This is a genomic window from Pseudomonas lactucae (assembly GCF_036688725.1).
GTDB lineage: Bacteria > Pseudomonadota > Gammaproteobacteria > Pseudomonadales > Pseudomonadaceae > Aquipseudomonas > Aquipseudomonas lactucae.
In genome coordinates, this window is the sequence record NZ_JAQQPT010000012.1 from 54,851 (window position 1) to 70,609 (window position 15,759).

Consider the following 15,759-nt stretch of genomic DNA (forward strand, 5'->3'; position numbering starts at 1 on the left):
CTTCCTTATGTTCGAATTCAGTGGGTCGCGGCATCAACGCGCAGACGCAGAGGCTGAGGGTCCTGCCCGTTGAGTTGCACGGTGTGCCGCTCGGTGGTGATAAACAGTAGCTTGCCCTCCAGTTCGATGCGAGCACTCACCGAATAACTGTGGCCAGGCTTGACCTGCGCCGGGTCATAGCTGAGGTGGAACGGCAATGGCACCTGGCCTTTGACCGGGCCTTTCTGTTCGGCCAGGGTCACGGCCGGGGCGTCCGCCAGCGAGACGTCCTGCAGGGTGACGCTCAAGGTGGCCGTCGGTGGCAGGGCGATGCGTTGCAGGTAGAACACTTCGCCGTCAAGGCTGGCTTTCGGGGCAGGGCTCATGGATTGGCAGGCTCCGAGCAGGGCGGTGAGACCCAGGAGAATGATCTTTTTCATGGTGTCGCTCCTTGTAAACAGCGCCAGCATTCCACTGGCGCCTCAATCAATTTAGTGGGTTTCTTCCGGGGCCGCCGGTTGTTCGGCTGCTCCGTCCACTCGATGCAGCGCCACCTGGCGGATCGACAGGCGAATCTCGGCGGGCAGCACGCGTTTGGCGGCGCCTTCGGCCAACTCGCCGAGCAGGTCGTGGTAGCTCAACTTGCCGGCCTCGTCGCGACGCAGTACATCCTGCTCCAGCAAGGTCTGAATAAAATGTCGGAAAAGGCTCTTATCGAAGAACTCCGGCGCATTGAGGCCGTGCAGGATCGACAGGCGCTGGGCCATGATCGTGCACAGGTCTTCCAGTTCTTCGGCGCTGATGCTGTTCTGACCGCTGTTGAGCAGCAGCGAGATGGCCATGTAAAAACGCTGCAGGGTCTGGGCGATGCTCTTGGACAGCAGGGTCAGCAACACAAAGTGCCGTGAACTCGGTGCCGGACGCAGGTACAGGTCTTTTTCAAAGCGCAGCAGGCCTTGTTCGACGAACGCTTCGAGCCATTGGTCGATGACCGCGTCAAGTTCTTCCAGCGACCAGCGGATAAACAACTCCGATTGCAGGTACGGATACAGCGCGTGGGTGTAGCGCAGGATCTGCTCGCGGCTCATGCGCGAACTGCTCTGGAAGAAACTCGCCAGCAACGCCGGCAGGGCGAAGATGTGCAGCACGTTGTTGCGGTAGTAGGTCATCAGGACGGCGTTCTGCTCGTCCAGGTACAGGATCTTGCCCAGGGCATCGCTTTGTTCCGACAGCAGGTCCATGTCCTTGACGTGCTTGATCAAGGCCTGGCCGTCGCCTTCCGGCAGGGTGGTGTGCGGTGAGTAGGGCACACGGCGCAGCAGCGCCAGGTACAGGTCCAGCTGGCGAGCCATGGCTTGCTCGTCCAGGGCCAGGCGCGTGGTGGACAGCAGCGCCAGGGCCACCAGGTTCACCGGGTTCACCGCCGCGGCTTCGTTCAAGTGGCGCGCCACCTGTTCGCCGAGGCGGTTGGTGGTTTCGTTGAGCCACGCCGGTTTGTAGTTAGGCCCCAGTTCCTGGGCGCGCCAGTCGGGTTGTTCATGGTCAAGGAACTCGGCCAGCTTGATCGGCTCGCCGAAGTTGACCGCGACCTGGCCGAAACGCTGCTTGAGCGCGCCGACCACTTTGAAAATATCGAAGATCGACTCTTTTTTCTTGCTCGCGCCGCGCAGTTCGCCCAGGTAGGTGCGGCCTTCAAGCACGCGCTCGTAGCCGATGTATACGGGGACAAACACGATGGGCATGCGTGAGGAGCGCAGGAAACTGCGCAGGGTAATCGCCAGCATCCCGGTTTTCGGTTGCAGCATGCGCCCGGTGCGCGAGCGTCCGCCCTCGACGAAGTACTCCACCGGGAAACCCTTGGTGAACAAGGTGTGCAGGTATTCGTTGAACACCGAGGTGTACAGCGGGTTGCCCTTGAAGGTGCGGCGCATGAAAAACGCACCGCCCCGGCGCAGCAGGCTGCCGATCACCGGCATGTTCAGGTTGATGCCGGCGGCGATGTGCGGTGGGGTCAGCCCGTTCTTGAACAGCAGGTACGAGAGCAGCAGGTAGTCGATATGGCTGCGGTGGCAGGGCACATAGATCACTTCATAACCCTGGGCGACCTTTTGCACACCCTCGATGTTATTGACCTTGATACCGTCGTAGATCTTGTTCCAGAACCAGCTCAGCACCACTTCCAAAAAGCGGATCGCGGTGTAGGTGTAGTCCGAGGCAATTTCGTTGCCATAGCGCAGGGCTTGGGCCTTGGCTTTTTCCGGGCTGATTTTTTCGCGCTCGGCTTCATCAAAAATGGCCTGGCGTACCAGCGGCATGTTGACCAGGCCCTTCACCAGGTTGCGGCGGTGGGACAGGTCGGGGCCGATCACGGCGGTCTTGAGGTTACGAAAGTGCACACGCAGGATGCGCTGGGCCATCCGCACAGTGCGTTCGTGCCCTTTATTGTGCTCGATCAATTCACGCAGGTTGATAGGCGCGGAGAATTGCACACGGGTCTTGCGACCCAGTATCAGAATGCTCAACAACCGGCGCAGACGCCCGGTGACGGCCCAGCTGTCGGCAAACAGCAGCTTCCACGGGCTGGACTCGCTCTCGGGCGACTGGCCCCAGAACACGCTGACCGGAATGATTTGTGCATTCTCTTCGGCATGTTCGGTCAGCGTGTTGACCAGGCGGGTCAGGGTCGGCGGCGCGCCGCGCTTGTCCTGGCGGCCGAGCCAGTCGGGCTCCGGCGTGAGGTAGAAGAACGCCGCGGGTTCCATCAGCGGGCCGACCGATACCGGCAGCACCGGGCGTGGCAGGCCGGCTTTGGTGCACTCGGCGTCGACCACGGCCAACTCGGTGAGCGAGGGCGATTGCAGGACGTAGAACACCGGCCGGCTGCGGTCCAGGTTAAGGGTTAGGGACGACTGGTTGATCGTCTCCGAGCGGACCCAGAGGTACAACAGTCGGCGCAAGGTGCCAAATACCAGACGGCGGAACGGGGAGCGGGTCATAGGCGAGCTGCTTGAAGTGGAAAAAACCGAGCAGGCGCTCGGGCCGGTAGTGTGCCGTATTCGCCGAAAATCGGCAAAAAAGCAGCGATGTAAACTTGAGTTGATCGTTTTTGAGCCTGTCTTATACTCGGCAGTTCAACGCGAAACGGCTCAACAATAAAAAAACGACGTGGGAGTAAAACAGATGGCAGAGCGCGAAACCGGCAATGTGAAGTGGTTCAACGATGCAAAGGGCTATGGCTTTATCCAGCGCGAAGACGGCAAGGATGTGTTTGTACACTACCGCGCCATTCGCGGCGAAGGCCACCGCTCGTTGGCCGAAGGCCAGCAGGTGGAATACGCGGTTGTGAGCGGTGAGAAGGGGTTGCAGGCGGAGGATGTGGTCGGCCTGTAAGGCCGAGCGGCAAGTGTCAAGCTACAAGCTGCAAGCGCTTTGACTTGTAGCTTGTAGCTTGTAGCTGCTTTTAAGCTGTTTTCCAGGTGATCTCTTCTTCCCCATCAACGCTTATGCGCATCCAGCGATCAGCGCTTTCCTCACCTTCCTCTTCGACCCATGTCCCCGGTGCGCAGCGCACTTCCACATTCAGTGCGGCAAAGGCGGCGCGGGCGCAGGCGATGTCGTCGTCCCACGGAGTCTGGTCGCTTTCCAGGTACAGGCTGTTCCATTTGCCGACGGCCTTTGGCAACCAGGTGACGGGCACATTGCCGGCCTTGCACTTGTAGGTCTGGCCCTTCTGGACCCAGTCGGTGCATGGGCCCAAGGCAGCGCCCAGCCAGGCGGCAATGGCCTTGTAGTCGACGTCGGCGTCCTTCAGGTAAATCTCGATATCGGGTTGGCGCATGGATGTTCCTCGTTGCGGGATTCGAAAATCCATTCGCGGATGTAGAAAGTCGGTTATTGAAGCACGAAATAATCGTAGCGCATCGACACGGTGACCTGCAGCGGCTCGGCGGCCTCGATCACCTCGGCGCGGCGCTCGGCACTGGCACGCCAGCCATGGGGTGTCATGGCCAGCAGGTTGGCGCGGTCGCTGGGCTTGGCCAGGCTCAATGTGAACTCCAGGGTTTCGCTGTGCGCCAGGCTCATGCCCTGTGGCACCAGGGCCAGGTGCTTATCGTCGGTGTACTCGCGCACTTCGTCGTACAGCCGCTCGCGCAATTGCATCAGATGGCCGCGGGTGGGGCCAACCTTCATCAAGCCGCCGCCGGGGCTGAGCAGGCGCTTGGCCTCCTGCCAGTCCAACGGGCTGAACACACTGGCGAGGAACTGGCAGCTGGCATCGGCCAAGGGCACGCGGGCCATGCTGGCGATCAACCAGGTCAGCGCCGGGTTGCGCTTGCAGGCGCGCTTGACGGCCTCCTTGGAGATATCCAGTGCATAGCCGTCGGCGTGGGGCAGGGCGTCGGCGATTTGCGCGGTGTAGTAACCCTCGCCACAGCCGATGTCTACCCAGCGCTGCGGCGCGCGCTCGGCCGCCAGTTCCGCCAGGCGCCTGGCCACCGGGGCGTAGTGCCCGGCGTTAAGGAAGTCGCGGCGTGCCTCGACCATGGCCAGGTTGTCGCCCGGATCGCGGCTGTTTTTGTGCTGCACCGGCAGCAGGTTCAGGTAACCCTGGCGCGCACGGTCAAAACGGTGCCCGGCCGGGCACGCCACGCCATTGTCCACCGCGTTGAGCGGGGCGCTGCAAAGGGGGCAAGCGAGCATCAGGCGAGCAACTTGATCAGGGTCTGGTAGTAGATTTCGGTCAGCACATCGAGGTCGCTGGCGAGGATGCGCTCGTTGACCTGATGGATCGTCGCGTTGACCGGGCCCAGCTCGACCACCTGGGTGCCGAGGGTGGCGATGAAACGCCCGTCCGAGGTGCCGCCGCTGGTGGACGCCTGGGTTTCGCGACCGGTGATCGCCTTGATGCTGGCCGATACGGCGTCGAGCAACGCGCCCGGTTCGGTGAGGAACGGCAGGCCCGACAGTGCCCACTCAACGTGCCAGTCCAAGCCATGCTTGTCGAGAATCGCCGCGACGCGCTGTTGCAGGCCTTCGACGGTGGATTCGGTGGAGAAGCGGAAGTTGAACACCGCCGTCAGGTCGCCGGGAATCACGTTGGTGGCGCCGGTGCCGGCATTGAGGTTGGAAATCTGGAAGCTGGTCGGCGGAAAGAATGTGTTGCCGTTGTCCCAATGCTCCGCGGCCAATTCGGCCAAGGCCGGCGCAGCCAGATGAATCGGGTTCTTCGCCAGGTGCGGGTAGGCCACATGGCCTTGTACGCCGCGCACGGTCAGGGTGGCACCGAGGGAACCACGGCGGCCGTTCTTGACCACATCGCCCACCAGGGTGGTGCTCGATGGTTCGCCGACGATGCACCAGTCCAGGCGCTCCTTGCGTGCGGCCAGGCGTTCGATCACGGCTTTGGTGCCGTGGTGCGCCGGGCCTTCTTCATCGCTGGTGATCAGGAAAGCGACCGAACCCTTGTGGTCCGGGTAGTCGGTGACGAAACGCTCCGCGGCCACCAGCATGGCCGCCAGGCTGCCTTTCATGTCGGCGGCGCCACGCCCGCAGAGCATGCCGTTTTCGTCGATCAGCGCGTCGAACGGATCGTTTTGCCAGGCCTGCACCGGGCCGGTCGGTACCACGTCGGTGTGGCCGGCAAAACACAGCACCGGGCCTTCGTGCTTGCCGTGGGTGGCCCAGAAGTTATCCACCTCGAAGATGCGCATCGGCTCCAGCGCAAAACCAGCGTCGCCCAGGCGCTGCATCATCAGCTTCTGGCAATCGGCGTCGATCGGCGTGACCGACGGGCGACGGATCAGGTCGATGGCAAGTTGAAGGGTCGGCGAAAGGTCGGCATGGGCCGTCATGGGAAAACTCCGGAAAGCATGTTTGGAAGAGCAGGGCGGGCAGACAAAACGGCCGTTATCTTATAGCAAAACGGCGGCCAGAGGCCGCCGTTTAGTGCATTGCGCAAGTTTTAACTGGCCGGTGCGGGCTCAGGTGCCGGTGCCGGTTTCGGCAGCGACGACAGGAACGCCATGATCAACGCCGCCACGTACGGCAGCGACTGCACCAGCAGCATCACCACCCAGAAGCGCATGTCGTTGCTCGGCAGGCCCTGCACCAGGTAGATCCCCAGCGCCGCGCCCCACAACAGCAGCATGATGAACATTTCTTCGCGGGCTTCGGAAATGGCCACCCAGAAGCCGTGGTTATCCGCGTTTTTCGGTGTACGAAAGAACGGAATACTGGTGGTGAAGAAGCCATACAGCACCGCCTTGGCGATGGTGTGGGACAGCGCCAGCCCGGCCAGGGCCGCGCAGAATGCGTCCTTGAGGTTCACGCCTACCGCACGGCGGTACAGAAAGATGATCTTGCCCACCTTGAACACGAACAGCGCCAAGGGCGGGATCGCGAAAATCAGCAGCGGCGGGTCGACCCGCGTCGGCACGATGATCATCGCCGCCGACCACAACAGCGCGCCGACGGTGAAGAAAATGTTCATGCCATCGGCCACCCACGGCAACCAGCCCGCCAGGAAGTGATAGCGCTGGCCGCGGGTCAGCTCGGTGTCTTTGCCGCGCAACAGGCTGGCAGTGTGCCGCTTGATGATCTGGATCGCGCCATAGGCCCAGCGGAAACGCTGTTTCTTGAAGTCGATAAAGGTATCCGGCATCAGGCCCTTGCCGTAGCTGTCGTGGTAATACGCCGCCGACAGACCTTTCTCGAATACCCGCAGGCCAAGTTCGGCGTCTTCACAGATACACCAGTCGGCCCAGCCCAGTTCTTCGAGCACTGAGCGGCGGGTCATGGTCATGGTGCCGTGCTGGATGATCGCGTCGCGGTCGTTGCGGGTGACCATGCCGATATGGAAGAAGCCTTTGTATTCCGCGTAGCAAAGCTTCTTGAAGGTGCTTTCGTTCTGGTCGCGGTAATCCTGCGGCGACTGCACCACGGCGATTTTCGGGTCGGCGAAGTGCGGCACCATGTGCTTGAGCCAGTTGGGCGATACGCAGTAGTCCGAGTCGATCACTGCGATCACTTCGGCATCCTTGGCGGTGTGCGGGATCAGGTAGTTCAACGCACCGCCCTTGAAACCGGCCAGGGGCGCGACGTGGAAGAACTTGAAGCGCGGGCCCAGGGTTTCGCAGTAGTCGCGCACCGGTTCCCAAACCGCCGGGTCCTTGGTGTTGTTGTCGATGATCAGGACTTCGTAGTCCGGATAGTCGAGGGCGGCCAGGGCGTCGAGGGTCTGTTTGACCATCTCCGGCGGTTCGTTGTAGCACGGCACGTGGATCGATACTTTCGGGCGGTAGTCCGAATCCCCTTCAACCGGCAGGAATTCGCGGCGGCGCTTGTGGGTCCACACCGCTTCGGCCAGTTCATGGGCTTCGGTGAGCAGCACGATAAACACGCCCAGGGCGCCGAGCGCCAAGAGGATGCCCACGGTGACACTGAACCAGGTGCTGTATTGCTGACTGTAGTCGTAGCCGATCCACACCAGCACCGAACCGCACAGGAACGCGATAAACGTCAGGAAGGTACGGCCACGTTGGCGCAGGGCCGAGCCGTCGATCATCAGCAGGGTCAGCGACAGCAGCGCGAGCACCACCGAACCGATGGCCAGTACACGCCATTGGGGGATTGCGACGACGGGACCTTCAAAATTGAATTTCTGCTGGCGCGCGGCGTTGAATACGCCCCAATAGGCACCGGCCGAGCCTTCATCACTGACTTTCCACGGCTGATCGAAAGCCTCGATCACGAAGTAGTTGTAGCCCTGGCGATTGAGCTTGTTCACCAGTGTGCGCAGGTAAATCGCCTGGTCCGCCGGGGACGCTTCATTCCCGCCGCGCATGCGCCCGTTACTTGGCCAGCCTACTTCCGACAGCAGCAGCGGTTTTTTCGGGAACAGTTTCTTCAGGTCCCTGGCACGGTCGAGTACATATTGGCCGGCCTTGTCCATCGGGATGAACTCCCAAAACGGCAGGATGTGCGCGGCGATCAGGTCGACGTGCTTGGCCAGTTGCGGGTTCTTTTCCCAGATGTGCCACTGCTCGGAGGTCGTGACCGGTACTTTGACGGCGGCGCGCACGCGGTCCAGCAGCACGATCAGTGCCTCTGGGGTGATCTCTTCACGGAACAGCGCTTCGTTACCGACCACCACCCGCACGACACTGCGCGAGCTGTTGGCAATTTCGATGGCACGTTGGATTTCGCGTTCGTTGCGCTCCAGGTCCGGGCTGATCCAGATCCCGAGGGTCACGCGCAGGCCGAACTCTTCCGCCAGCTTGGGGATGTCCCCCAGGGTGCCGTCGACCGAATAGGTACGGATGTTGTCCGTCAGCTTGCTCATGATTGCCAGGTCCTGACGCATCTGCTCGTCAGTGGGGTACTGCTCTTTTTGCGGGTACTGGCCTTGCTGGAACGGCGAGTAGGAAAACCCCGAGATCTGCTCAGGCCAGTTGGGAGCGGTGACCGGGCGGTTGATCAGCGCCCAGAAGCCGGTGAACAGTGCGGCAATTGCCAGCACCACCACCAGGTTGAGTCCAAATTTACGCGATGCCATGGTTATGTCGGGTTCCAAAAGGTGTGGAACGAAAAGAGGTGCCGGCCTGCGCCGAACGGCGCGCATCCTACACCGGCCTTTCCCTGACCGTACAGCAAGCAGAGAAAAACCGGACATTGGGCAGCGAAAGTACATCTAAGTTCTTAACTTGTAGCTTAAAACTTGTCGCCGCGTAGCCCATAATGCGCGCCGGTTTTTGGGGTAATGGTCATGAGTACAGAAGATACGCGGTTTGCAGGCGTCGCCCGCTTGTATGGCATTGAAGGCCTGGAACGCTTGAAAGCGGCCCATGTGGCGATCGTCGGCGTCGGCGGCGTTGGCTCCTGGGCGGCGGAAGCCATGGCGCGCTGCGGCGTGGGCGAGATTTCGCTGTTTGACCTGGACGATGTCTGCGTCAGCAACAGCAACCGCCAATTGCATGCCCTGGACAGCACCGTGGGCAAGCCCAAGGTCGAGGTGATGGCCGAACGCCTGCGGGGCATCAACCCGGATTGCACAGTGCATGCAGTGGCGGATTTCGTGACCCGCGACACCATGGCCGAGTACATCACTGCGAATATCGACTGCGTGATTGACTGTATCGACGCGGTCAACGCCAAGGCCGCGCTGATTGCCTGGTGCAAGCGCCGCAAGATCCAGATCATCACCACCGGCGGTGCCGGCGGACAGATCGACCCCACATTGATCCAGGTGTGCGACCTGAACCGCACCTTCAACGACCCGCTGGCCTCGAAAGTGCGTTCCACGTTGCGTCGCGACTACGGTTTCTCGCGCACCGTGACCCGTCATTACAGCGTGCCGTGCGTTTTTTCCACCGAACAGCTGCGCTATCCCAAGCCGGACGGCAGCATCTGTTTGCAGAAGAGTTTTGTCGGCGACGGGGTGAAGCTCGACTGTGCCGGTGGGTTTGGCGCGGTGATGATGGTCACCGCGACCTTTGGCATGGTGGCGGCGACCAAGGCGGTGGACAAGATTGTGGCTGGGGTGCGCCGGCCTTCAGAGCGGGTCAAACCCGCCTGAATTTCAGCACCTCCCACATTTAGATTTGTGTACGGCTCAACTCGCGCATGCGCTGCAGGACTGCATTCAAGCCGTTGCTTCTGGACGGCGACAGCTGGCGCGAAAGCCCCAGTTGATTGAACCAGTCAGGCAAGTCGACCGCTTGCAACTCAGCCGCCGACAACCCATTGACTCGCGCCAGCAACAACGCCACCAACCCTCGAATCATCCGCGCATCGCTGCTGGCAGCAAACTGCCAACGGCCTTCCAGCAGGCGGCCGACCAGCCACACCAGGCTCTCGCAGCCCTGCACCAGGTTGGCCTCGATCTTATCCTCGTCCGCCAACACCGGCAGGCGCTCTCCCCACTGCATCAGCAGGCGGGCGCGTTGCTCCCAACCGCCAACCGTCTGGAAGGTGTGCAGCGCAGTCACTGCGTCTGTCGGCAGGCTCATCGCAGCATATCCAGCGTGTGATCCAGCGCGTCAAAGAACCGCTCCACATCGGCTGAGTCGTTGTACAGGGCCAGCGATACGCGTATCGCCCCGGAGAGGTTCATCTGCTTGAGCAGTGGCATCGCGCAATGATGGCCGGCGCGCACGGCAATGCCTTGGTCCGCCAGCAGGTAGGCGAGGTCGGCATTGTGCAGGTTCTCGACGGTGAAGCTCACCAGCGCCACTTGCGGCGAGCCCAGCACCCGCAGGCCATTGCGTGCTCTTAGCCCGCGCAGCAGGTAGTCATGCAGCGCTGCCTCATGGGCGATTACCGCCTGCTGATCCAGCGAACTCAGGTAATCCAGGCTGGCGCCCAAACCGATCACACCGGCAATTGGTGGGGTACCGGCCTCGAAGCCCAGCGGCGCAGGGCGGAAGCTCGCGCTGTGGTAGTCGGCCTGTTGCACCATCTCGCCGCCGAACTGCCAGTGGCGCAGGTGGTGCAGGGCTTCCTTGCGGCCATACAGCACGCCGACGCCGTCCGGCCCGTAGAGCTTGTGGCTGGAAAATACATAAAAGTCGCAGCCCAGCGCCTGCACATCGTGGCGGCCATGGACGATGCCTTGGGCACCATCGATCACGCTCAGCGCGCCATGGGCCTTGGCCAGGGCGAGTAAGGCCTCCAGGGGTTGCCAGGTGCCGAGGACATTGGAGAGTTGGCTCACCGCCAGCAGCCGTGTGCGCGAGCCGATCAATTCGGCGGCCGCATTCAGGTCGATCACGCCGTCATCGTCCAGCGGCAATACCACCAGTTTCAGCGCATGACGTTTGGCCAGTTGCTGCCAGGGCAGCAGGTTGGCGTGGTGTTCCAGGGCGCTGATGACAATCTCATCGCCCGCATTGAATAGATGCTCAAGGCCATAAGCCAAGAGGTTCAGCGCTGACGTCGCGCCGTGGGTAAACACGATCTGCCCCGTGTCGCCTGCATTCAACCACTGCGCAGCCTTGCTGCGGCTGTCCTCGAAGGCTTGGGTCGCATGCGCCCCCGGCAAATGCTGGGCCCGGTGCACATTGGCTGCGCCATTGGCGTAGTAATGACTGATGGCATCCAGCAGGACCTGGGGTTTTTGCGTGGTGGCGGCGTTGTCCAGATAGGTCTGGTCTTGCCGTTGCAGGGTGGCGATGGCCGGAAAGTCGGCGCGCCAGGGGGAGGGCACAAGCATGGTGGTCAAGACTCGTATGAACGGGCCGTCCCCTGAAGGCGCGGCCCGTTAGTGGCATCGAGTGGCTGCTTAGTTGTGAGCGTGCAGCGCTTCGTTCAGTTCGATGGCCGATTTGTGGGTTTTGCATTCCACGGCACCGGTCTCGGAGTTGCGGCGGAACAGCAGGTCCGGCTGGCCGGCCAGTTCACGCGCCTTGACCACCTTGACCAGTTGGTTCTTCTCGTCCAGCAGTGCGACCTTGGTGCCGGCGGTGACGTACAGGCCCGACTCCACGGTGTTGCGGTCGCCCAGCGGAATACCGATACCGGCGTTGGCGCCGATCAGGCAGCCTTCGCCGACCTTGATCACGATGTTGCCGCCGCCCGACAGGGTGCCCATGGTGGAGCAACCGCCGCCCAGGTCCGAGCCCTTGCCGACGAATACGCCCGCCGATACACGACCTTCGATCATGCCCGGGCCTTCGGTGCCAGCGTTGAAATTGACGAAACCTTCGTGCATCACGGTGGTGCCTTCGCCCACATAGGCGCCCAGGCGCAGACGGGCGGCATCAGCGATACGCACGCCGGCCGGCACCACGTAGTCGGTCATTTTCGGGAACTTGTCCACCGAAAACACTTCCAGCAGGTCGCCACGCAGGCGTGCTTCCAGCTGGCGTTCGGCCAGTTCATTGATGTCGATCGCGCCCTGGCTGGTCCAGGCCACGTTCGGCAACTGCGGGAACACACCGGCCAGGCTCAGGCCGTGCGGCTTGACCAGGCGATGCGACAGCAGGTGCAGCTTGAGGTAGGCCTCGGGCGTGGAGGTCAGCGCGGCGTCTTCGGCCAGCAGGGTGGCGACCAGCGGCGTGTGGCTTTCGGCCAGGCGGCTCAGCAGGGCGGCCTGGGCTGCGTCGACGCCTTTGAGCGCATCGGCCATTTGCAGCGCCTGAGTCACGGTGAAGGTGATGGCCTGGTTGCCTTCGGTGTAACCCAGGATAGGTGCGATAGCCGCGACGATTTCAGCCGGCGGGTTGAGCAACGGTTGTGCGTAAAACACTTCCAGCCAAGCACCTTGGCGGTTCTGAGTGCCGACGCCGAAGCCCAGGCTGAACAGGGAATGGGACATGCTGTTACCTCTACAAAAATGGGGAAGGGCTGGCCTACTTGAGGGCCGCCGAATAAGTATCTGGCTTGAAGCCAATCAGGGTTCTGTCACCGAGATCAAGCACCGGGCGCTTGATCATCGAAGGTTGTGCGAGCATCAATTCAATGGCTTTCGACTGATCGAGATCGGCTTTGCGTTCGTCTTCGAGTTTGCGAAAGGTGGTGCCCGCACGGTTCAAAACCACCTGCCAACCGTGCTCGTTGCACCATTGGGTCAAGTGTTCGCGGTCGATACCGGCCGTTTTGTAGTCATGGAACTCATAGTTCACCGCGTGCTCATCGAGCCAGGTGCGCGCCTTTTTCATGGTGTCGCAGGCTTTTATGCCGAAAAGGTGCAAGGTTTTGCTTGAAGCGGTCAAGGAATTGCCCCCTTTTGGACGGATGAAAACTAAAGGTTACGGATTATGCCACGACCAGCGGCTTTGGGTGCCGCTCGTCCTGCGCCGTGCGACTTTTGTGCAAAAGCCACCGCATGGCATCGCCGGGTAATATGGCTCGGTAATATGGCACTTCAACGACCAGTTGTTGCCTGATGTGTGTCTTTGCAAGTCGATTGTCCGAGAACCCCGCGTTATGCAAACCGCCTATACCGTTCTTATCCTGCTGATGCTGGTCAGCGTTTCGCGTCTGGTTGGGCGTGTGATTGCGCTTCCGTTGCCGCTGGTGCAGATTGCCGCCGGCGCGCTGCTGGCCTGGCCCACGCTTGGGCTGCATGTGGCGCTGGACCCGGAGTTGTTTCTGTTTCTGTTCCTGCCGCCGTTGCTGTTCTCCGACGGATGGCGCATGCCCAAGCGCGAGTTGTGGCGACTCAGAGGCCCGATCCTGACGTTGGCGGTGGGGCTGGTGCTGTTTACCGTGGTGGGGGCCGGTTACTTCATCCATTGGCTGTTGCCGACGATCCCCTTGCCGGTGGCTTTCGCGTTGGCCGCCGTGTTGTCGCCGACGGATGCCGTGGCGGTGTCGGCCATTTCCCAGAACCGTTTGCCCACCCCGCTGATGCACATGCTCCAGGGCGAAGCGTTGATGAATGACGCGTCGGGCCTGGTGACGTTCAAGTTCGCCTTGGTCGCGGCGTTGACCGGGGTGTTTTCCCTGGCGGATGCGAGCCTGACCTTCGTGCTGGTGGCGGTGGGTGGCCTGGCGGTCGGTGTGGCGTTGAGCTGGCTGGTCGGCCGCTTGCGCGCCTGGATGATCGCGCGCGGTTGGGACGACCCGGCGACCCATGTGGTGTTCATGTTACTGCTGCCGTTTGCTGCCTATGTGTTGGCTGAGCGTTTGGGTGCCTCGGGGATTTTGTCGGCGGTCGCTGCTGGGATGATGCAGAGCTGGCTCGACCTGCTGCCACGCCAGACCAGTACGCGCCTGCTCAATCGCAGTGTGTGGTCGTTGTTGGAGTTTGCCTTCAATGGCTTGATCTTCCTGCTGCTGGGCCTGCAATTGCCGGACATTATCAAGGCTGTGGTGAGCCATGAACCGACGCTTTGGCCAACGCTTTTCTATCGCTGCCTGGAGGTGGTCGCGATCTTCCTGGTACTGGTGGTGCTGCGGTTTATCTGGGTACAGAGTATCTGGAGGCTGTCGGGATTGTTGCGTCGCCTGCGTGGGAAAAGTGAGCTGACGCTGGTACCTACCGCCCGATCCTGTTGGCTCTTGACGGTCGGCGGGGTGCGCGGTGCGGTGACATTGGCGGGTGTGATGTCGGTGCCTTTGTTGCTGGCGCCTGGCAAAGACTTTCCTGAGCGCGATCTGCTGATCTTTATTGCGGCCGGCGTGATCCTGCTTTCACTGGTCTGCGCCTGCATTGCCTTGCCGTTGTTACTGCGCGGTCTCGAAAAGAGCCCCGATGAAAAGCGCCATAACGAAGTGCGCGAGGCGTGGAAAAAGACCGCCGTGGCAGCGATTCACGCGCTGGAGGTCGAAGAACCGGCTGAATCGGAAATGTCCGACGCCGCCCAGGCGGCATTGGCGACCGAACTCAAGGCGCGGCTGATGTCGGAGTATCGTCATCAGTTGGAGGTGTTCAACGATTCGGCCGAAGCCCAGGCACTGGCGCGGCAGATGGACCTGCTTGAGCGAAAACTGCGGCTGAAGGCCCTGCGCGCGCAACGGTTGGAGCTATATAGCTTGAGCCGTCATCACCAGATCGGTGATGACGTTTTGCGGGAGGTGCTGGCGGAGCTGGATATGAGTGAGGCGAACCTGGGGCCACTGAAATGACCCGGTTGCTTACCGGCGACGCTGAATAAAGTCCCGAATCCGCTCAGCCGCTTCGACGCACTCGGCCAGCGGCGCAACCAGCGCCAGGCGCACGCGACCGGCCCCCGGGTTAGCGCCATCCACCTCGCGCGACAGGTACGAGCCCGGCACGACGGTCACGTGCTCTTCCACGAACAAGTCGCGGCAAAAGGCGGTATCGTCGCCGTTCACATTTGGCCACAGGTAGAACCCGCCGTCGGGGTGTTGCACATCCAGCACCGGCTTGAGGATTGCCAGCACGGCGTCGAATTTCTCGCGGTACAGGTCGCGGTTGGCCTGTACGTGAGCTTCATCCTGCCACGCGGCAATGCTCGCCAGCTGGGTTTGCACCGGCATCGCACAGCCGTGGTAGGTGCGGTATAGCAGGAAGGCCTTGAGAATGTCCGCGTCGCCGGCCACGAACCCGGAGCGCAGCCCCGGGAGGTTGGAGCGCTTGGACAGGCTGTGGAACACCACGCAACGCTTGAAGTCCTGGCGACCCAGTTCGACGCAGGCGCTCAGCAGGCCCGGTGGCGGGGTTTGTTCATCGAAGTACAGTTCGCTGTAGCACTCGTCGGCGGCGATGACGAAATCGTATTCGTCGGCCAGGGCGATGAGTTTTTTCAGGGTCTCGACCGGGATCAGTGCGCCGGTCGGGTTGCCAGGGGAGCACAGGAACAGGATCTGGCAGCGTTTCCAGATGTCCGGCGAAACCGCATCGAAATCCGGGTTGAAGCCGTTTTCGTCCAGGCACGGCAGGTAGTGCGGCTTGGCCCCGGCCAGGAACGCGGCGCCTTCATAGATTTGGTAGAAGGGGTTCGGGCTGACTACCAGTGCATCGTCGTCACGGTTGACCACGGTCTGGGTGAAGGCGAACAGCGCTTCACGGGTGCCATTGACCGGCAGGATGTTGCGCGCCGGGTCCAGCCAGCCCTTGGGCACGTTGAAGCGGCGTTCGCACCAGGCACCGATAGCTTCGCGCAGGGCCGGGATGCCCAGGGTGGTGGGGTACACCGCCATCTGGTCGAGGTTGCTGCTCAGTGTCTCGGCCACGAAGGTTGGCGACGTGTGCTTGGGCTCGCCGATGGACAGCGCAATCGGGCGCTTGTCCGGGTTGGGTGTGACGCTGCCGAGCAGGGCACGCAGTTTCTCGAACGGGTAGGGCTGCAACTGGTTCAGGGCGTTGTTCATCGA

14 protein-coding genes are annotated in these 15,759 nt (G+C 61.8%); 3 read left to right on the forward strand and 11 right to left on the reverse strand.

The annotated features are described in order from the left end of the window. Nucleotides 1-17: 17 nt before the first annotated feature. Together V6M90_RS15290 and plsB are read right to left on the reverse strand one after the other, a co-directional pair. Nucleotides 18-419, reverse strand: coding sequence for a YbaY family lipoprotein (locus V6M90_RS15290; protein WP_305428616.1), 402 nt, complete (start codon nt 417-419; stop codon nt 18-20). Nucleotides 420-470: 51 nt separating this feature from the next. Next, the gene (gene plsB, locus V6M90_RS15295) at nt 471-2,975 is read right to left on the reverse strand and encodes a glycerol-3-phosphate 1-O-acyltransferase PlsB (protein ID WP_332846741.1); all 2,505 of its coding nucleotides are present in this window, start codon (nt 2,973-2,975) and stop codon (nt 471-473) included. A 184-nt stretch (nt 2,976-3,159) separates the two neighbouring features. On the opposite strand from plsB, the gene V6M90_RS15300 reads away from it, so the two are divergent. After that, the gene (locus V6M90_RS15300; RefSeq protein ID WP_003172245.1) at nt 3,160-3,369 is read left to right on the forward strand and encodes a cold-shock protein; all 210 of its coding nucleotides are present in this window, start codon (nt 3,160-3,162) and stop codon (nt 3,367-3,369) included. Between the two features lie 70 nt (nt 3,370-3,439). On the opposite strand, the gene V6M90_RS15305 is transcribed toward V6M90_RS15300, so the two are convergent. The 4 genes from V6M90_RS15305 to V6M90_RS15320 form a co-directional block, all read right to left on the reverse strand. After that, complete coding sequence (locus V6M90_RS15305) at nt 3,440-3,817, reverse strand: hypothetical protein (RefSeq protein ID WP_003172246.1); 378 nt, start codon at nt 3,815-3,817, stop codon at nt 3,440-3,442. 53 nt (nt 3,818-3,870) lie between these two features. Continuing rightward, nucleotides 3,871-4,680, reverse strand: a complete 810-nt coding sequence (locus V6M90_RS15310; protein ID WP_305428617.1) for a putative RNA methyltransferase — start codon at nt 4,678-4,680, stop codon at nt 3,871-3,873. Beyond that, nucleotides 4,680-5,831, reverse strand: coding sequence for a succinyl-diaminopimelate desuccinylase (gene dapE / locus V6M90_RS15315; RefSeq protein ID WP_003172250.1), 1,152 nt, complete (start codon nt 5,829-5,831; stop codon nt 4,680-4,682). Before dapE ends, V6M90_RS15310 begins: the two co-directional genes overlap by 1 nt. A 110-nt stretch (nt 5,832-5,941) precedes the next feature. After that, nucleotides 5,942-8,533, reverse strand: coding sequence for a glycosyltransferase (locus tag V6M90_RS15320; RefSeq protein WP_003172251.1), 2,592 nt, complete (start codon nt 8,531-8,533; stop codon nt 5,942-5,944). A gap of 210 nt (nt 8,534-8,743) precedes the next feature. Here V6M90_RS15320 and tcdA point away from each other — a divergent pair, with 210 nt between their 5' ends. Beyond that, a complete protein-coding gene (gene tcdA, locus V6M90_RS15325) occupies nt 8,744-9,553 on the forward strand; it encodes a tRNA cyclic N6-threonylcarbamoyladenosine(37) synthase TcdA (protein ID WP_003172252.1) in 810 nt (269 codons plus the stop codon). Between the two features lie 19 nt (nt 9,554-9,572). Here tcdA and V6M90_RS15330 read toward each other — a convergent pair whose 3' ends face one another. From V6M90_RS15330 to V6M90_RS15345, 4 genes are all read right to left on the reverse strand, one after another. Next, nucleotides 9,573-9,986 carry a SufE family protein gene (locus V6M90_RS15330; RefSeq protein WP_003172253.1) on the reverse strand — a complete coding sequence of 138 codons (414 nt, stop codon included), beginning with the start codon at nt 9,984-9,986 and terminating at the stop codon, nt 9,573-9,575. After that, entirely contained in the window at nt 9,983-11,188 is a 1,206-nt protein-coding gene (locus V6M90_RS15335) for an aminotransferase class V-fold PLP-dependent enzyme (RefSeq protein ID WP_141064273.1), read from the reverse strand. The genes V6M90_RS15330 and V6M90_RS15335 overlap by 4 nt, the downstream gene beginning before the upstream one ends. 69 nt (nt 11,189-11,257) lie before the next feature. Then, nucleotides 11,258-12,292: a 2,3,4,5-tetrahydropyridine-2,6-dicarboxylate N-succinyltransferase gene (dapD, locus tag V6M90_RS15340; RefSeq protein ID WP_003172255.1), complete on the reverse strand. Its 1,035-nt coding sequence runs from the start codon at nt 12,290-12,292 to the stop codon at nt 11,258-11,260. 34 nt (nt 12,293-12,326) lie between these two features. Then, nucleotides 12,327-12,689 (reverse strand): ArsC family reductase, encoded by a 363-nt coding sequence (locus V6M90_RS15345; protein WP_003172256.1) that lies wholly within the window; start codon nt 12,687-12,689, stop codon nt 12,327-12,329. Nucleotides 12,690-12,903: 214 nt separating this feature from the next. Between V6M90_RS15345 and V6M90_RS15350 the strand changes: the two genes are divergently transcribed. Beyond that, on the forward strand, nt 12,904-14,547 hold the full coding sequence (locus tag V6M90_RS15350) for a Na+/H+ antiporter (protein WP_332846742.1): 1,644 nt from the start codon (nt 12,904-12,906) through the stop codon (nt 14,545-14,547). A 9-nt stretch (nt 14,548-14,556) separates the two neighbouring features. Here V6M90_RS15350 and dapC read toward each other — a convergent pair whose 3' ends face one another. After that, nucleotides 14,557-15,756 carry a succinyldiaminopimelate transaminase gene (dapC, locus tag V6M90_RS15355; RefSeq protein WP_305428620.1) on the reverse strand — a complete coding sequence of 400 codons (1,200 nt, stop codon included), beginning with the start codon at nt 15,754-15,756 and terminating at the stop codon, nt 14,557-14,559. Between the last annotated feature and the right edge of the window lie 3 nt (nt 15,757-15,759).